The organism is Paraburkholderia atlantica, from assembly GCF_000092885.1.
GTDB classification, from domain to species: domain Bacteria; phylum Pseudomonadota; class Gammaproteobacteria; order Burkholderiales; family Burkholderiaceae; genus Paraburkholderia; species Paraburkholderia atlantica.
The window spans coordinates 1,264,855-1,282,816 of the sequence record NC_014119.1; the positions used below are offsets into that span (position 1 = coordinate 1,264,855).

15 protein-coding genes and 1 tRNA gene are annotated in these 17,962 nt (G+C 63.4%); 10 read left to right on the forward strand and 6 right to left on the reverse strand.

What is annotated here, in order from left to right; genetic code table 11:
* Nucleotides 1-37: 37 nt before the first annotated feature.
* The 3 genes from BC1002_RS33280 to BC1002_RS33290 form a co-directional block, all read right to left on the reverse strand.
* Nucleotides 38-2,866, reverse strand: coding sequence for an ATP-binding protein (locus BC1002_RS33280; protein ID WP_013094369.1), 2,829 nt, complete (start codon nucleotides 2,864-2,866; stop codon nucleotides 38-40).
* Nucleotides 2,863-3,996, reverse strand: a complete 1,134-nt coding sequence (locus BC1002_RS33285) for a substrate-binding domain-containing protein (RefSeq protein ID WP_013094370.1) — start codon at nucleotides 3,994-3,996, stop codon at nucleotides 2,863-2,865. The genes BC1002_RS33280 and BC1002_RS33285 overlap by 4 nt, the downstream gene beginning before the upstream one ends.
* Nucleotides 3,997-4,257: 261 nt before the next feature.
* On the reverse strand, nucleotides 4,258-4,566 hold the full coding sequence (locus BC1002_RS33290; RefSeq protein ID WP_013094371.1) for a hypothetical protein: 309 nt from the start codon (nucleotides 4,564-4,566) through the stop codon (nucleotides 4,258-4,260).
* Nucleotides 4,567-4,830: 264 nt separating this feature from the next.
* Between BC1002_RS33290 and BC1002_RS33295 the strand changes: the two genes are divergently transcribed.
* Both BC1002_RS33295 and BC1002_RS33300 read left to right on the forward strand, forming a co-directional pair.
* Nucleotides 4,831-6,255 (forward strand): homospermidine synthase, encoded by a 1,425-nt coding sequence (locus BC1002_RS33295; protein WP_013094372.1) that lies wholly within the window; start codon nucleotides 4,831-4,833, stop codon nucleotides 6,253-6,255.
* 25 nt (nucleotides 6,256-6,280) lie between these two features.
* Entirely contained in the window at nucleotides 6,281-7,591 is a 1,311-nt protein-coding gene (locus BC1002_RS33300) for an NAD(P)/FAD-dependent oxidoreductase (RefSeq protein ID WP_013094373.1), read from the forward strand.
* A gap of 503 nt (nucleotides 7,592-8,094) precedes the next feature.
* On the opposite strand, the gene BC1002_RS33305 is transcribed toward BC1002_RS33300, so the two are convergent.
* Nucleotides 8,095-8,478, reverse strand: coding sequence for a hypothetical protein (locus tag BC1002_RS33305; RefSeq protein WP_013094374.1), 384 nt, complete (start codon nucleotides 8,476-8,478; stop codon nucleotides 8,095-8,097).
* Between the two features lie 244 nt (nucleotides 8,479-8,722).
* Here BC1002_RS33305 and BC1002_RS33310 point away from each other — a divergent pair, with 244 nt between their 5' ends.
* The 5 genes from BC1002_RS33310 (at nucleotide 8,723) to BC1002_RS33330 (ending at nucleotide 10,753) form a co-directional block, all read left to right on the forward strand.
* Nucleotides 8,723-9,166: an Hsp20/alpha crystallin family protein gene (locus BC1002_RS33310; protein WP_013094375.1), complete on the forward strand. Its 444-nt coding sequence runs from the start codon at nucleotides 8,723-8,725 to the stop codon at nucleotides 9,164-9,166.
* A gap of 27 nt (nucleotides 9,167-9,193) precedes the next feature.
* A complete protein-coding gene (locus tag BC1002_RS33315; RefSeq protein ID WP_013094376.1) occupies nucleotides 9,194-9,601 on the forward strand; it encodes an Hsp20/alpha crystallin family protein in 408 nt (135 codons plus the stop codon).
* Nucleotides 9,602-9,737: 136 nt separating this feature from the next.
* Nucleotides 9,738-10,298, forward strand: coding sequence for an Hsp20/alpha crystallin family protein (locus tag BC1002_RS33320; protein ID WP_013094377.1), 561 nt, complete (start codon nucleotides 9,738-9,740; stop codon nucleotides 10,296-10,298).
* A gap of 45 nt (nucleotides 10,299-10,343) precedes the next feature.
* Nucleotides 10,344-10,416 (forward strand) — tRNA-Lys (locus tag BC1002_RS33325).
* A 157-nt stretch (nucleotides 10,417-10,573) separates the two neighbouring features.
* A complete protein-coding gene (locus tag BC1002_RS33330; RefSeq protein ID WP_013094379.1) occupies nucleotides 10,574-10,753 on the forward strand; it encodes a hypothetical protein in 180 nt (59 codons plus the stop codon).
* Between the two features lie 130 nt (nucleotides 10,754-10,883).
* On the opposite strand, the gene BC1002_RS39635 is transcribed toward BC1002_RS33330, so the two are convergent.
* Complete coding sequence (locus tag BC1002_RS39635) at nucleotides 10,884-11,549, reverse strand: RecQ family zinc-binding domain-containing protein (protein ID WP_337999515.1); 666 nt, start codon at nucleotides 11,547-11,549, stop codon at nucleotides 10,884-10,886.
* Nucleotides 11,550-11,560: 11 nt separating this feature from the next.
* Complete coding sequence (locus tag BC1002_RS39640) at nucleotides 11,561-12,646, reverse strand: RecQ family ATP-dependent DNA helicase (RefSeq protein ID WP_337999516.1); 1,086 nt, start codon at nucleotides 12,644-12,646, stop codon at nucleotides 11,561-11,563.
* Between the two features lie 332 nt (nucleotides 12,647-12,978).
* On the opposite strand from BC1002_RS39640, the gene BC1002_RS33340 reads away from it, so the two are divergent.
* The 3 genes from BC1002_RS33340 (at nucleotide 12,979) to ctaD (ending at nucleotide 17,955) form a co-directional block, all read left to right on the forward strand.
* Nucleotides 12,979-14,187: a zinc-dependent alcohol dehydrogenase gene (locus BC1002_RS33340; protein ID WP_013094380.1), complete on the forward strand. Its 1,209-nt coding sequence runs from the start codon at nucleotides 12,979-12,981 to the stop codon at nucleotides 14,185-14,187.
* A 79-nt stretch (nucleotides 14,188-14,266) separates the two neighbouring features.
* Nucleotides 14,267-15,331 (forward strand): cytochrome c oxidase subunit II, encoded by a 1,065-nt coding sequence (coxB, locus tag BC1002_RS33345; protein ID WP_013094381.1) that lies wholly within the window; start codon nucleotides 14,267-14,269, stop codon nucleotides 15,329-15,331.
* A complete protein-coding gene (gene ctaD / locus BC1002_RS33350; RefSeq protein WP_013094382.1) occupies nucleotides 15,328-17,955 on the forward strand; it encodes a cytochrome c oxidase subunit I in 2,628 nt (875 codons plus the stop codon). Before coxB ends, ctaD begins: the two co-directional genes overlap by 4 nt.
* The last annotated feature ends 7 nt before the right edge of the window (nucleotides 17,956-17,962 follow it).

The window sequence follows — 17,962 nt, forward strand, 5'->3', positions numbered from 1 at the left end:
GTGAGACGAAGCGATTCACGCTCCGCGGCGCAAATCATCAGGTTTGTCTTCCTTCCAGATATTGCTCAACGAAGTTGAGAATCGACTTGGACCGGTAAGCCTTTGCCAACCTGCAGAGGTGGTCCGCGAAGGGTCGATAGCGCTCGTCGAGCTCGGTCAAGTGCTGGGCGTGTTGCACGATGGCACGCATATCGCCGAGTCGCGCGAGGTAATGCAGCGCTTGAATTTCCTCCGGCGGAGGCGCTTTCAAGTGGTCAGAAAGAGGCGCGCCAGCGGGTACAGCCGATTGGCCGGCTTCAGTGACCTGTGCGTCTGAAGCTGCATCGATCCACTCGACATTCAGGAGGGCCGCAACGACGGACAATAGCTGGCCGAACTCGATCGGTTTGGCCAGAAAGGCATTTGCGCCGGCCTCCAGACTTTGCGCCGCATCGGTTCTCGACGCGCGTGCGGAGACTGCGACGATCGGGAGGTCGCGGAACTCGGGCATCTGGCGCAAGCGACGCGTGGTTTCGAGGCCGTCCGTGCCGGGCATGACCACATCCATCAGGACGAGCGCAGGATGCAGGGATTCGATTTTCTCCAGTGCTTCTGCTCCATTACCAGCCTGCGCCATGTCGAATCCGAGCGGACCGAGCATATCGACCATCACGGCACGGTTCTCCGCCACGTCATCCGCGACCAGGATAGTCTTGCGCAGCCCATGGTAGCCGCTCACGAGCCGTTCGGACGCGGCGACAGCCGCGTAAGGCGCTACCACCTCGACGTCCAGCTCGAGCGAAAAGGCGCTGCCTATATCGCGGCGACTTTCGACGTGGATCTCGCCTCCCATCAGGCGCACGAGTTGCCGGCTAATGGCTAGCCCCAGGCCCGTACCGCCAAAGCGATGGCGGTCGTCGCTCACCTGCTCGAAAGGACTGAAGATTTCCTCCAGACGCCCTTGATCTATGCCGATGCCGGTGTCCCGCACTTCAAAACATAGGCGCGCCGGCGGCAGGAAAGCGACGCGCAGACGCACGCTGCCCTTCTCGGTAAATCTGATCGCGTTGGAGAGCAGGTTGAGCAGCGCCTGACGCAGCCGTATTTCGTCCACCCGCACACACGCGGGCAGATCCGGCGGCATCTCGCAAACGAAGTCCAAGCCTTTTTCCGTGGCCTTCACCCGAATCGTCTCGGCGATAAAGGAGACGAACTGCTCGAGCGGGACGTCGGACAAATTGAGTTCCATTCTCCCGGCCTCGATTTTGGCGATATCCAGGATGTCGTCGATGAGCGTAAGCAGGTGCTCGCCGCTGCGCTGGATTACTGTCAGTCCGTCGAGCTGGTGCTGATCGAGGGTCGTGTCGCGCTTGAGGATTTGCGCGTACCCAAGAATTCCGTTGAGCGGCGTGCGCAGCTCGTGGCTCATGTGTGCCAGAAACTCACTCTTGGCCTGATTGGCCGCATCGGCGCGCTCCTTGGCGACGGCCAGTTCCGCTGTCCGCTCGCGAATCATGTCTTCGAGGTGCTCGCGATAGCGCCGCAATTCCGCTTCGGCCTGCTTTTGCTCCGTGATATCACGTGAGATGCCGAGCAGGAACCGGGGCTCGCCGCGCATATCGACGATCGGAATCTTCATCGTGTGTACGAGGCGAAGTCCATGGCGCGTATGAACCGGCTCCTCCGGTATGTCGATCATTCGTCGCGACTCCAGCACGGCGCGATCCTTCAGAGCGAAGAAATTGGCCTCGTCGACCGGAAACAGGTCATGGACGGAGCGGCCGAGGAGTTCCTCGCGCCGGTAGCCGAGAAGTTGCTCCGCTGCCTTGTTGAAGCGCACGTAATGGAAGGTCTCGGCCTCCTTGACGAAGACCATGTCCGGGATGTTTTCGATGATGCTGTTAAGAAAGTTCTCGCTTTCCCGAAGCGCATCTTCGGCGTGCTGACGTTCGGCGATTTCGCCGGCCTGACCCGCAAGCGCTGTACTGAGTTCCGCCGTTCGTTGGGCGACGCGTGCCTCGAGCTCGGCGTTGAGCTCCTTTAACGCATCCTCGGCCTGGCGGCGTTGGCGTCGGTCTTCGAGGAATTGCTCGACGGCACGCGCCATATCGGCAATCTCGTCGCCGCCGTGCACGGGGACGCCGGCTTGCGTGTTTCCGGCATCGCCGTGTCGCAGAAAATGGCTGACGCGGCGCAGGCGCGCCACGACGTGGCGCCCCAGGAATTCGCGGGCGATCAGCCAGGTGAGCAACAGGCTTACAGCGACTCCGCCTGCCACCCATTTACGTGTGCGATCTGCGCGAGCGGCCAGATCCTGGACTGCTTCGCGGTATTCATTCGTCAAATCATCCGACTGCCGGTGCGCCGCGGCGGCGAGAGCGTCGGCCGCGCCGCGCAGATCCGCGTCGAGGCTGGCCAGCGACACACCTGCCGGTTGCACTGACGCCGAGGCACCGCGGCTGGCGAGCGCGGTCTCGCGCACCTGCGCCTCGATGTTGACGATGTTGCGAAAGCGTTGGCTCGACCGATAAAGAGTCAGCGGGTCGACGCCTGGGTCTTCGCTCGTGGTCGCGGAGGCCAGCCGGTCGACCAGGCCGTCGAAGGATGCCAACTGTTCGAGCACCTGCCGATGCGTCTCGCGCACGGCTTCAACCGTATCGTCGCTGGACAACTGCAACGCGAGGCGTTCGATCGTCAGCGTGTGCTGCACGAGATCCTGCGCATCCACGAGGCGGGCGAGCCGCTCTTCGGCCAGCTGACGGATCGAGTAGGTCGAACTGGCCAACGAGTAGATCGACGTGGCGCCGACCACGACCACCAGCGCGGCCAGGCACGAGGCGACGAGCGCATACTGAGCGGTCAGCGATTGTGGGAATGGCAGTTTCACGGGCGGTGCCAGATCCGACGATAAATGTCGCGATAGCCATTGTCAGGATCGTAGAGCAGGCGATCGCCGCCGTCAGCGGCGATGTTGTCCGCCGTTACGAGATGCACGGGACTCACGTACCCCGTGACGGCTTCTCCAGCGAAAAGCCGGTTCAGTTCGTCTACCAACTGCCAGCCGTGCAGATTCAGCGGTTCGGCGACGGTCCCCGTCTGGAATGTTCCGGTGCGGATGCGCAGGAAGGCAGACTCGCTGCCGTCGCCGGCCGACAGCATGATCATTTCAGCGTTTGGTATTCCCGCCTGCGTCAACACCGGCACGGCGTAGTCGAAGTAGATGTCGTTGATCCCCAGCGCACAGGTCCAGCGTGGGCCGTAGCGCGCGAGCAGCGCGCGTGTCGCCTCCGGCACCAGCTGCTCGCTGCGCGAGATCGCCACGTCGCGCACTTCGAGCAGGGCACAGCCACTGCACGCGCGGACGACAGCAGCCATTGCGTCCGCCTTTTCCTGTGCGATGCGGAAACCGGTATCCGTGAAGATGACGACGCCCGCATGTCCGGCAGACTGCACGACGGCCGCGAGCGCGGTCACCCGTGCAACCTCGAGCGGATCTGTCGAGACGTTCATCGCGACCGGCGTGCCCGGCACCGGTCCGGCCCGCGCCGCCACATGCCAGCCGACGATCGGGATGTTGCTGTCGGTAAACGGCTGCAGTGCGGGGAGCAGCGCATGTGCGTCGCCGCCGGCGAGGATCAGACCGTCGGGGTGGCCTGCCAGCGCATTCGCGAGCATCTTTAGACGGAGTTCGGCCGTACCGCCGGAATCGAAGATCTTGACGCGCCAGCCTATGACCTTGGCCGCCTCCAGTACACCATCGACCACACCGAGGATGCCGCCGTTGCGCAAATCGTCGGCGACGACGGCGATATGTTTTCCTGATTGCGCGCGTGGCCCATTGCGCGGCCCGCTCCAAGGTGCGGCGGGTCGCGAAGCGGCGTCGACCACTCGCTTCGCCATGGCCAGGAAGTCCGTCGTGGCGACCGGCGCTGCAGTCCGAGGGGCAGGTAATAAATCCTGCGCCGTGGCGGCCGACAGTTCGCACGCGCATGCCAACGCCAGAAGGAAGCCTCTCATGCTGTCCCTCCACGGGGCTCCGTCGAGGTCGATTGGTGTCGCCCAAGCCGCTCGCGGAGGATCTCCTGATTAGGATATTACAACCCGATTCCCGCGTGTCATCGGTTGTGCGGCGTCGCGGAATGTCACGCTGCGCCTGGACGTGCATGAACGGGTGCGAGGTGTCGGCATCGACTTTTCCCGCACCTGCGAAGAGGTCTTGCGCGCCTTACGCGACGGCTGGGCCGGCTTCAGCAAAAGCGCGCGCGCCTGCTCGATCCATCAAACCTCATGGCGCGTGCCGGGCTGCGCGACCTCGTCGCGCAGCCTGCGCCTTTGAGACGGCGTCGACAACATCGAATCGACATAGGTGTGCGCCCGATTTTCTCCATACCTGAACGCCTCCCGCTCAGTCAGAAAATCGAACTGCTCCGGAAAACTGACCACTTCCTGGTGCGGATTGCCGGGCAACCTCACGGTCCATGACACGCGATAACGGCGATATTTACCGCCGAGCCAATGCGTCTTCGATAGCGTGACGTTCACCTCGACATCGCAGCCGCGATACGGCGCATATTCCTGAATGGACATCGCTTTTCTCCCGCAACGGAACGGGGCGCGCCGTTCGGCCGCGAAAAACGCGCAGCCATGGCTGTCTCCGTTATGCGTTCCGTATTGACGATGTTACGTTGAGCAACGAGCGTTCCCGGCGAACCGCCGCGGCCCTGAGCGTGAGGCGAGCAGCAGCATGCGGAATGCGGAATGCTATCGGAAGGGTACGGCCCGTCACGATGGATCACAAAAAACCGAACACGAGAACACGCGCATACCGAAGCGTTGTGGTTGGGAGCAGAGATGAGCGCGCAGGTGAATTGGACAAAGCACGCCGTTTGTCACGGCAATATTGTGATCATTGGATTGGGAAGCGTCGCGAGTTCGCTGTTACCGATACTTTTCAGGCACATCGAGGTTTGCCCGAAACACGTGACCGTGTTCTGCCCGCCCGGCAACGATACGACAATCGCTCGCGAATGCGGGATGAGCGTCGTCGAGCAGGCGCTGTCGGAGAACAACTTCGAAGCGCTGCTTGCCGGCTACGTCAAAAGAGGCGACCTCGTGCTGAATCTGTCAGTGAACGTGTCGAGCGAATCGCTCGTGCGCTTCTGCTGGTCTCATGGCGCGCTGTATCTCGACACATCCATCGAGCCATGGGAAGGGGAGTCAACCGATCCCGATCGTTCCGCCTCCAGGCGCAGCAACTATGCGCTTCGTGAGGCTTTGCTGGCCTTTCGCCTCGACAAGCGCGACGGTCCGACCGCCATTCTCACGCAAGGCGCGAACCCCGGACTGGCTTCGGCGTTCGTCAAGCAGGCGCTGGTCGATATGGCCTCCAACAGCGGCATCGAGCCAACAGCGCTGAAAAGCTACGAAGACTGGGCGGCGCTCGCGCAGCGGCTCAACATCAAGGCGATTCACGTAGCGGAGCGGGACTTCCAGGTCGCCAAATGCCGCAAGGCGCCAAACGAGTTCGTCAATACGTGGTCCGTCGACGCTTTCGTGGAAGAGGGCATGCAGCCGGCGGAACTGGGATGGGGTACGCATGAACGGCATTGGCCTGCGGACGCGCGTCGGCACGGATTCGGCAGTGATGCGGCGATCTACCTGCAACGCCCGGGACTTGCGACCCGCGTACGCAGTTGGACGCCGCTCGCCGGTAGTTATCATGGGTTTCTGATTACGCATGGAGAGTCGATCTCCATTGCCGACCATCTGACTCTTCGCAAGGATGGCGAAGTGATCTACCGTCCGACGGTGCACTATGCTTACCGGCCCTGCGACGATGCGTTTCTTTCGATCGACGAGTTCGCCGGACGAGGCTGGCGCCTGCAGGACCAAAAGCGGATCATGCGCGATGAGATCGTCGATGGCGCCGACGAACTCGGCGTGCTGTTGATGGGAAACGACAACGGAGTCTACTGGTACGGCTCCCGTCTGACCACGCCGCAAGCCCGTCGCCTCGCGCCGCACAACGACGCAACGAGCCTGCAGGTGGTGGCCGGTATCCTGGCCGGCATCGTATGGGCGCTCGGGAATCCGGACGCCGGCGTAGTCGAACCGGACGACATCGACTATCGAACCGTGATGCGGGTCGCGCGACCCTATCTGGGCGAGATGATTGGCGTGTACGATTCGTGGACGCCGCTCGCGCAACGCTCGCAACTTTTCGATTCGCCGTGTGACGACGATCCCTGGCAATTTCTCAACATACGCGTCCCATAGCGGGCAGACCTTCGGAGACCGGCTTATGTCGTCGCTGTTGACCAAAGAACAGGGCGTCGTCGAGGACTCGTATTACGAGGCGAGCGTCACCCGTCCGCCGCCTGGCCCTCCGTTGCAGGAGAAGCTCAACGCGGACGTGTGCGTGATCGGCGGTGGCTATGCGGGGCTTTCGTGTGCGCTGGAGCTTGCCGAGCGCGGCTTCGACGTCGCATTGCTGGAGGCGCAGCGCATCGGCTGGGGGGCGTCCGGGCGTAACGGTGGTCACGCGATCGTCGGCTTTGGCGCCGAAGGCGAAGATGCGATCGAACTCCAGTGCTCCCGCGAGATCGCGCGAACGGCGTGGGATGTGTCGCTCGAGGGCATGCGACTGTTGGAAGATCGGCTTGCGCGCTTCGGCATCGATTGCCATTATCGGCGCGGATATCTGACGCTTGCCGTCAGCGATCGCAAGGCGGAACAACTGATGAACTGGATGCGGCACACGCGCGAGCGCTACGACTATCCGCTCGAATGGCTGGACCGCACGGCGCTTGGCGCACAGATAGCCTCGCAGCGGTTCGCGGCGGGCGTGTACGACGCCGGGTCTGGCCATCTTCATCCGCTTCTTTATTGCCTCGGTCTTGGCGAGGCGGCGCGTCGCGCGGGCGTCAGGATTTTCGAGAATTCCGCCGTGTCGCGGCTCGATCGGGGCGCTCGGCCCGTCGTGAAGACAGCCGAGGGCGAGGTGTCGTGTGACCGTGTGGTAATGGCTGGAAACGTTTATCTAGGAGAGTTCGGCGATCATCCGGCACCGGAGATCGAAGCCCGCATCATGCCCGTGGGCACCTACATGATCGCAACGGAACCGCTTACCAGCGCACGGGCCGACGCGCTGATGCCGGGCCGCGCCGCAGCGTCCGACAACAATCTGATACTCGATTACTTTCGGCTGAGCGCGGATCACCGTCTGCTGTTCGGTGCAGGTGAAACGTATGACGCGACCACCCCGCGCAATCTGATCGACCGCATGCGCAGACGCATGACGGGTGTTTTCCCGCAACTCGCGGACGTGAACATCGAATATGCATGGGGCGGCTTTGTCGACATCACGATGAACCGCGCGCCGGATCTCGGCCGTATCGGCGACAACCTCTACTATGTGCAAGGCTTCTCCGGACATGGGCTGGTGTTCGCGGGAATGGCCGGCAAGGTTCTGGCGGACGCGATCGGCGGCGATGCTTCCCGCTTCGACGTATTTAGCCGCATCAGGCATCGACGGTTCCCGGGCGGCAAGAGACTGCGCACGCCGGCTTTGGTTCTGGGCATGTGGTATTACAAACTCCGTGAACTCATCTGACCGGCGCGCACGGCGGTGGCGAAGTACTCAGACGTACGTCCATCGAATCAAAAGGGCGAGCCCGCGCTCGCCCCCGCGTGGTTTCGACTTATCCGCTTGTGATGGACACCGTTGCCGGCTGATGTTCGCGGGCAGTCGCCTCTGATCATGTCCTCATACGTTTGTCGGACCCAGCGTTTCGGTAACCGTCGCACGCGGCGTCGACCGTGGTGAGAAATTCGACTGGCTCAATCATCATCTCTCCCGTCGGCGGATCAATTCGAACGCGCGGAAGCAACGCAATCATCCTGCAATCAGGACGGCTTGCAGTCCCCGCCCTATGGTCGATGCTAGTTCCAGCGGATCTTTCGGCCAAGTCAATAATCTTCGCAAACGCGTGAGCGCGTTTGACAGATGAAGTTGCGGCCTGGTCGCGGTGAACGAGCGAGCCCGGGTCGGGCCAGGCGCTCGTCGTTCGCGGCAATCGGGCGCGCGTTGCCGTTACCTGTTCCGGGCGCCACGCGTTACTGGATCGGCGGCACAACGCCGAGTTTTTCAGCCAGCATTCTTTCGTAAACGCCGAAGTGCAGATCGACCTCTTCCTGCGTAACCACCGTCACAAAGATATTGATCTGCGCCAGCTGCAAGCCCAACACCGTGGCGATCGCTGCTTCCAGCTGCGGCGCGCAAAGCCGGTCGTCCGCGAAAGTGGTGCCGACGGAGATTTCATAAGCCGATTCCTGCCGGAATACCACTTCGACCAGCCGCGCGCGGGCGCTCATATTGTTGTCGATCGCCAGCCGGATAACTTCGGCCGCGGAGCGCATCGTCTCGGTTGGAAAACCCTTCGTTGAGCGCAACCGGATTCGGTGCCGCCCAAGGGTGAGCCAGTCATGTTCGAATTCCATGATGTCCTCGCATGGTGGGTCGGAGTGTCGTGAAAATAGTGTTCGGTGAGCCGAATTCAAGAACAAAAATTTGGGCTACGCACCTTGAAATTTTCCGCGTGCATACTATTCTCAATTCCGCTCAGGCAGTCGCGCCGGCCCTGCGGCGCGCTGCGTGTTTCGATTTGTTTGCCCGCAGCTCGGCAGACGGACTGGAGCGCGTAGGCCGGTTCGTTTCCGTGCTGCATCGAAGGAGGAAACGATCATGAGTGACCTTTACTTCGGGGCCGACCTGTTCGGTGAGCTCGACCGTCTGCAACGGCAGATGGCGAGCCTGTTCGGCGGCTTCCCTTCCAGTATCCGTTCCGGCAGCGCTGGCGCCTTCCCGCAGATCAACATCGGTTCGACCGACGACTCGATCGAGATCGTCGCGTTCGCGCCGGGGGTCGATCCGGCCAAGCTCGAAGTATCACTAGACAAGGGCTTGCTGACCATCAGCGGCGAGCGCGCGCCCTCGCAACCGGAAGCCCGCGGCGATGATGCGCGCACCTATGCACAAGAGCGATTCGCTGGCGCTTTCCGGCGCGTGGTCGAGCTCCCGCAACACGTGGACCCTGGCAAGGTCAGCGCGCGGTACACCAATGGATGCCTGATGGTGAGCATCGGCAAGAGCGAGGCGTCAAGGCCGCGAGCGATCACCGTTCAGTGAGCGCTGCGCAGAACTACGGAGGACATCATGAACGACACGACTGAACTCGCCAGAAAGGATCAAACGGCGGTGGCACAGCGGGACGGTGATTCGTCGCAACGCCGGATCACGTTGACGCCGCCGGTAGACATCTTCGAGGACAGCCGCGGCATCACGCTGTGGGCGGATCTTCCGGGCGTGACCAAGGAGCGGCTGGACGTCAAGGTCCACGATGGCAACCTGTACATCGAAGCAGAAGCGATGGTGCCGACACCGGCGGAACTGCGCCTGCAGCACGCGGAGATCCGTCAGCCTCACTTCGCGCGGGCGTTCTCCATGAGCGCCGACTTCGACGCGTCGAAGATCGAGGCTAATCTGAAGGATGGCGTATTGAAACTGACGATACCGCGGCGCGACGAAGCGCGACCGCGCCGGATCGAGGTGCGTACCGACTGAAGTCGGCCGAAGGGGGACAGCACTGGCAAGAAGCTGGATGCTGTCCTCCGGCCACCGCCTCTCGGCTGTCGAGTCGAAGCGGTTGCGGCGCTGAGACCGGAGTCCCGTTTCGTCGCTGATAGGAAAGGAGCACACGATGAACACTGATCTAAAGAAATGGAACCCCTTCAAGTTCCTTCGCGGAGCCGCCCGCAAATCCGAAGGGGACGACACAGACGGCCGGCGCGCGGATGAGTGGCGGACCGCATGGCCTGACATTCCACGACTATCTCTTCGCGAACCGTGGCGTGCCGTGGAGGAATTCTTTCGTGACCCATTTGCAGGCGGTGGTCCGTTTGAACGATGGTTTGGCGACTTCAGTTCCTCGCGCTTCCAGCCGCGCATCGACGTCGTGGACGAGGGGCAGGTGCTTCGCGTTACTGCGGAACTGCCTGGGATGGGCCGCGAGGACTTGAACGTGAGCGTCGAGGAGGGGGCAATCGTGCTGCGCGGCGAGAAGAAGCAGGACGTGCGCAGCGAAGAAGACGGATGCTATCGGCTCGAGCGAGCCTATGGAAGCTTCGTGCGCAGAATTCCGATGCCGGACAATGCGGACCCGGACCATGCATTGGCAAAGTTTGACAACGGCATTCTTACGTTGACCGTGCCGAAAACGGAACCGGCACGGTCCGCTAGTCGAACGATCGATATCGGCTAGCACCGACGCCAGAATTACCGGCAGCGGGTGGCCATCTGGCTGGCGGGGCCGTTAGCTCAATTGGCAGAGCAGCGGACTTTTAATCCGTTGGTTACTGGTTCGAATCCGGTACGGCCCATACGAGTTCCAGCTCTATGGTGCAGACGGAAGGCAATTCGCGCCTGCTTCCGGGTGCGAACATCGTCACGATCAAAGGTCTTGTGCTCCCGGGCATCGTCCATGCTGAGTGATGTCTACGCGGCATCACGCGCCGTGTGACACTCAAGGAGCAAATCATGACGACCCAGCAACAGCAGCCGAAAACGCCGAAGCCTGCTGACGCCGGCACGGGCAACGAAGACACGTTCGAAACGGACATTTCCGAATCCGGCGATGACGGCACGAGCGTGCGGCAAGCAGAAGTCAAAAAAGAAGACCTGTCCGAAGTGAAGCCGTCGCAGGAAAAGGGCGGCTAATAATGATGAGCACAGCGCCTCGCGTGTAGAGCTGTCGTTCGCACAGGGTTACGGACACTCCGCGGTGCGGGCGCGTTTCCGATAGGCGCGAAGAGCAGCACTGCATGCTCCGCGCGAACGTTGCCGCGCTTCACGCGATCTCGGCCTTCACGAACCTCGCCATGAACGTGCGGGTCGTGCCATCGGGAAACAGCACCGCGACCTGTTCGTCGGTTGAAAACACCACATGGCCCGAGCCGTATTTGCGCACGCGGACTGCGTCGCCGCGGCCGAAGCGCGTCTTCCTGCTGGCGTGGCGCGGCGGCCGTTTATCGTCGGGGGCGGTTCGTTGCGCTTCGAGCGTCGCGGCGAGCGGATTCAGGCAGTTGTCGCAAGTGCCGCAGCGCTCGAACCCCTGCGCATCGCCGAAATATTCGAGCATCACGCGCCATCGGCAGCCGCCGGTTTGCGCGTAATCGATGATCTGCTGGAGTGCGTCGCGATCGCGCGTCGCGAGCTGCGTATATCGTTCGACCGCGGCCTCGATCGCGCTGTCCTCGGCGCGCTCGCGTGCACCGTCGCGGCCGTGCTCGTATAGCCGATACCGCTGCAGCCGGCTGCGCGATACGTGCCCCGAGTCGGTCAGCATCTTCAGCGCCACGGCGAGCTTGTTGCGGCCGACGTCCGGCACCGCGTCGAGCAGCTCGTGCGCCGTCACGCCAGCACCTGTCGCTTTCGTACGCTGCGCGAGCGCGTCGCTGATCCGCCGCAGCAGCGCGGCGTCGGGATAGCGGCCCAGCGCCAGAAACTGCTGCACGCGCCGATCGTTCAGGTCGAACAGCAGCTCGCAGCGCGCGACCTTGCCGTCGCGCCCGCGCGTCCGCTTTCCTGGTAATACGCATCGATGCTGCCGGGAATCTGGTAATGGACGACGAAGCGGATATCGGGAATATCGACACCCATTCCGAACGCGTTGGTTGCGATCATCACGCGCACGTCGCCCGACACGAAACGCTCCTGCGCATCGTGCCGCTCGCGCGCGGACATGCGGCCGTGATAGCAGGCGGCGGCAACTTCCCAGCCGCGCACCGTTGCCGCCAGTTGTTCGGCTTCGCGCACGGTCGCCGTGTAGACGATGCCTCGGCCGGAATCACTCGCGAGCAGCGTGCGCAACGCGGCAGTCTTCGCCTCTCTCGCGCGCGTCGATGCCCGCTGGCGTCCGCCTCCTACCGACACCTGCGTCACTCGATAGTGAAGATTGTCGCGATACACGCCGGTGTTCACGATACGCGGCTCGTGAAGGCCGAGCGAGCGGACGATGTCCTCGCGGATGTCCGGCGTCGCCGTCGCGGTCAGCGCGAGGATCGGCGGCTTGCCGAGCGCCTTGACCGCATCGACGATGCGCAGGAACGCCGGGCGAAAGTCATGGCCCCACTGCGATACGCAATGGGCCTCATCGACGACCACGAGTTTGATGCGCTGGCGCGAACCCGCCTGCAATGCGTCGATCAGCGCGGGCCGCGTCAGCTGCTCGGGCGTGACGAACACGATGCCGCGTCGCATGGCGCGCAACGCTTCGTAAGTCTCGCGCAGCTCGGCAGCCGGCACCGCGCTATTGATCCGCCAGGCGTCGATGCCGGCCTCGCGCAGCTTGTCGAACTGGTCTTTCATCAGCGCGATCAGCGGCGACACGACGAGCGTCCAACCGTCGAGATGCAACGCCGGCAACTGGTAGCACAGCGATTTGCCGGCCCCCGTGGGCATCACGGCGAGCGTGTCGCGCTGTTCGAGCACGCTGCGGACGATGTCCCGTTGGCCGGGGCGCAGCCGGCTGATACCGAACACCTCACGCAGCGTCCTGCGCATCGCGTTCAGACGGGCAGACGTGTCGCGCGTGATGTCGGTGTCGGTCATGAAGATCGGGATCGCCGGTTGGCCTGGGGTGCAGCTCGTCAGCCAGCGACATAGCAACCAGCGTACCTCGACGGGGCGACACGGGGGCATCACCCCGCACAGACCGTATGGCAGATCGGAACGAGCCGCGCGACCGGTGGCTCGGTATGGCGTTTGCTCGACGGTGGAACCCGGTCGATCAACGGAGCCGCCATGAATGACGGCACAACGGATTGCCCTTCCGGCGAAACGGAACTCGCCGCTGCGCGCGGAACCACGGAACCACCGGGCAGTCGCGCGGTCGGCGACAGGACCTGACGGGCGCTAACGCCATCGAGCATCGGAGGTGAATGATGAAGGCAGTGGTATTTCACGGGATCGGGGATATCCGGCTCGACAACGTGCCGGACCCGCAATTGCAGCAGCCGAGCGACGCGCTCGTACGACTCACGTCGAGCGCGATTTGCGGCACGGACCTGCACATGGTGCGCGGCACGCTCGGCGAGATGGAGCCCGGTACGATCCTCGGGCACGAGGGCCTCGGCATCGTCGAGGAAGTAGGGCGCTCGGTGCGCAATCTGCGCCGGGGCGATCGCGTGCTGATCCCGTCAACGATCTCGTGCGGCTTCTGCTCGTATTGCCGCGCCGGTTATACCGCCCAATGCGATACCGCGAATCCGCATGGGCCGGCGGCCGGCACCGCATTTTTTGGCGGCCCGAAATCGACTGGACCGTTTCAGGGGTTGCAGGCGCAGTTCGCGCGCGCGCCGCTCGCGAACGCGAGCCTGATGCGGTTGCCCGACGAGATTGACGACGACCGCGCAATCATGCTGTCGGATATTTTTCCGACTGGCTATTTCGGCGCACAACTGGCGGGCATCCGTACCGGCGATACGGTCGCGGTGTTCGGCGCGGGACCGGTCGGGCAATTCGCGATCGCGAGCGCGAAGCTGATGGGCGCGGGCCGGGTGTTGGTGGTCGATCGCGTTGCTTCCCGGCTCGACATGGCGTGCGCACAAGGGGCCGAAGTGATCAACTTCGACGACGAAGACCCGGTCGACATGATCCTGCAACTGACCGGCGGCATCGGCGTGGATCGCGTGATCGATGCGGTCGGCGTCGATGCGGTGCGCGCGGAGCACGGACCCGCCGCACAGAAAGCGAAGGACCAGCAGACGCTGTTCGATCAGGAGGTCAGGGAGCTCGCGCCGCACACGAAGCCCGACGGGGACAACTGGCAGCCCGGGAGTGGCCCGTCGCAGGTATTGCAGTGGGCGGTGCGCGCCGTCGCGAAGGCAGGCACGGTGGCGATCATCGGTGTGTATCCGCCGACCGATCGGGTGTTTCCGATCGGCGAGGCGATGAACCGCAATCTGGTGCTACGCATGGGCAACTGCAACCATCGCGCGGTGACGCCGCGGTTGATCGAACTCGTACGCAACGGCACGTTCGATCCGCTCGCGGTGTTGACTCAGCGCGAGCCGCTAGTCGATGCAATCGCGGCGTATCGCGAGTTCGACCGGCGGGAGCCTGGTTGGATCAAGGTGAAGCTGGTGCCTTGACTAGCACACGGGCGTGAGAAAACCGGCTTAGCGGATTCTCCATCGCGGGATCGTCTCTATCGTTGGACCCATTAGACTCATGGCTCCTCTTTCCAACTCGCTCGATGTGCGAAAGGTCTCAGTTGCGCTCGTTTGCTGCGTGGCCGAAGCAGCTCGCGCACAGCTCGCCTCACAGGATGCGCTGCATCCGGCCGGTATTCAGGCCGCGCACATCGTGCGGCTGTGGCACCTGTCGTTGATCGTATGCGGCGCGGTATTCGCCGCTGTGCTATTGGCGGTGCTGGTTGCACTGGTGCGCCGCACGGACCGAGGCGCCAATACAGAAGGCGATGAGCACCCGCCGCTCGCTCGACCGAGCGAACGCGGACCGCAGCGCGTGGTAGCAGTAGTCAGTATCGCCTCGGTCGCGCTGTTGCTCGGGCTGATCGTCGCCGACGTATTGACCGATCGCGCGCTGTCACGCTTACCCGTCGACAACGCGTTGCATCTCGAAGTCACCGGCGAGCAGTGGTGGTGGAAAGTCGACTATCCCGGTGACGCCCAACAGCCGGGGTTTTCGACCGCCAACGAATTTCACGTGCCTGCGGGACGCCCGGTCATCATCGCGCTGAAGACGACCGATGTGATCCACAGCTTCTGGATGCCGAATTTACACGGCAAGAAGGACATGCTGCCGGGCATCGATTCGACGATCGAATTCCGCGTCGATCAACCCGGCATTTATCGCGGCCAGTGCGCCGAATATTGCGGCGCCCAGCATGCATGGATGGCGATGTTCGTGACCGCCGACACGCCCGAAAAATACGCCCAGTGGCGCGCGCAGCAGGCCGCGCCCGCCGTGACCGAGGCGCTCAGTCCGTCCAATGTGCTCGTGCAACGCGGCCTGCGGATCTTCGAGCAGTCCAGCTGTGCGAACTGCCATACCGTGCGAGGCACGTCGGCGCAGGGCACGCTCGGCCCAGACCTGACGCACCTGATGAGCCGGCAGACGATCGCGGCAGGCGTTCTGCCGAACACGCAGGAGAACCTCGCGGCATGGATTCGCGACCCGAACGCGACGAAGCCGGGCACGACGATGCCGGCGGTGCCGCTTCCCGCATCCGACCGGCAGGCGCTGGTCGCCTGGCTAGGAACGCTACGATGAGCACGCTTGAACGCCCGCCCGTCTTGCACGTCGACCTTGCGATCAAGGACGGACCCGACGCGCCCGCCGATACGCGCGCAATGCTCGCCGACACGTGGCGCGATCCGCCAGGCGTGATTGGCTGGTTGTCAGCAATCAACCATAAAACGATCGCGCGGCGGTTCATCGTCACGACGTTTGCATTCTTCCTGCTCGCGGGGCTCCTTGCGCTGGCGATGCGCACGCAACTCGCGCGACCGAACAACCGCCTGCTTGGTCCCGACCTCTACGACCAGCTGTTCACGATGCACGGCACGACGATGATGTTCCTGTTCGCCGTACCGGTGATGCAGGCGGTCGCCGGCTACCTGATTCCACTGATGATCGGCGCTCGCAGCGTCGCGTTTCCGCGTATGAATGCGTACGCGTACTGGGTGTTCCTGTTCGGCGGACTGACGCTCTACATCGCGTTCGCGATCGGTGCGGGGCCGCGCTCGGGCTGGTTCAGCTACGTGCCGCTGGCGGGCCCGGACTATGCGACCGGCAAGGGCTCCGACATCTGGGCGCAGATGATCACGTTCACCGAGCTGTCCGCCCTGCTCGAAGCGATCGTACTGATCGCGACCATTCTGAAGATGCGCGCGCCCGGCATGTCGCTGAACCGGTTGCCTTTGTTTGCGTGGGCGACGCTCGTCACGCAGTTCATGGTGCTGTTCGCCATGCCCGCCATCATGCTGGCAAGCACAGCGCTGATCCTGGACCGGCTGGTCAGCACGCAGTTTTACAACCCGTCGCTCGGCGGCGACGTGCTGCTTTGGCAGCACCTGTTCTGGTTTTTCGGACACCCGGAGGTTTACCTGATCTTCATTCCGGCGCTCGGCTTCATGTCGTCGATCATCGAGACGTTATCGCGCCGGCCGGTGGTCGGCTATCCGGCGATGGTGCTCGCGCTGATCGCGACCGGGTTCCTTGCGTTCGGCCTCTGGGTGCATCACATGTTCGCGACCACGGTGCCCGAACTGGGCAAGAGTTTCTTTACGGCGGCGAGCGTGCTGATCGCGGTACCGTCGGGCATCCAGATCTATTGCTGGCTCGCGACGCTGTTGACCGGCAAGCTCAGGCTTCGTGCGCCGCTGCTGTTCGTGCTCGCGTTTTTCTTCATTCTCGTGCTGGGCGGCATGACCGGCATCATGCTCGGCTCCGTCTCGCTGGATTTGCAGGTGCACGACACTTACTTCGTGGTCGCGCATCTGCACTACGTGCTGATCGGCGGCGCGGTGTTTCCGCTGTTCGGGGCGTTCTACTACTGGTTTCCCAAGATCACCGGACGCATGCTCGGCGAGCGCCTCGGGCGCTGGCACTTCTGGCTGTTCTTCATCGGCTTCAACGTGACCTTCTTCCCGATGCACTGGCTCGGCCTGCATGGGATGACGCGGCGCATCTGGACTTATCCCGCTGGGCTCGGCTGGGGGCCGATGAATCTGGGCGCGACTGTCGGCGCGTATCTGATGGGCGTCGGCGTCTTGCTGTTCCTCGTCAACGTGGCGCGCAGCGGCCGCCGGGGTGCCGCTGCGCCGGCCGATCCGTGGGGCGGCGGCACGCTCGAATGGAGCATGCCGAGCCCGCCGCCGCCGCACAACTTCGACGTGCTGCCGATCGTGCATGGCCGCCACCCGCTGTGGGAGCCGTCGCAGCAGCCGGCGTCGGTGTCGGGTTTCACCGCCGGCGCGCGCGAGGTGCTGACGACGAGCGCCCTCGATGCGATTGCCGAAACCCGCCCGCTGTTTCCGACGCCGTCGATCTGGCCGTTTCTAAGCGCTGTCGCGACGACGATCTTCTTCATCGGCTCGATCTTCACGCCGACGGCCGTATGGTGGGGGACCGTGCCGGTCGCCGCGGCGATGATCGCGTGGTTCTGGCCAACGCGTGCGAGTAATGCGCTGGCGCGCGCGCTGGAGCGATGGCCGTCGCCAATAGGCGGTACAGCGCAGCACGAAAAACCGCAAATCCGTGCCGTCACGGCGTCCGGTGGCACGCCGGAGGGCACCGTCTCGACCCTCGACGTGCGCGCGTTGCCGAGCTTCGACTTCAGCCATCGCAGCCTGATGTGGTGGGCGACCGCAGGTCTGATGGTGATCGAAGGCACGGTGTTCGCGATCGCGGTCGCGATGTACTTCTATCTGCGCGGCGTGAACGCGGCGTGGCCGATGCACGCGCCGCCGCCTGCGCTGCTGTGGGGCACGCTGAACACGGCGATCCTGTTGCTGAGCCTCGCGCCGAACCAGCTCGCAAAGCGCGCGGCGGAGCGTGGCGAACGGGCTCGCGCATGCTTGTGGCTCAGCGTTTGTCTCGCATTCGCGCTGGCTTTCCTCGTGCTGCGCGGCTTCGAGTTCACGGCGCTGAACGTGATGTGGTACGCGAACGCTTACGGGTCGATCGTCTGGCTGCTGCTCGGGCTGCATACCACGCACCTGGTGACCGATACCGTCGATACAGCGGTGCTCGCGCTGTTGCTGAAGATCGGTCCATTTGAGGGGAAGCGGCTGCTCGACACCAGCGAGAACGCGATCTACTGGTACTTCGTCGTGTTGAGCTGGCTGCCGATCTATGCGGTGCTGTACCTGGCGCCGCGCATGCACGGCTGATTCGTGA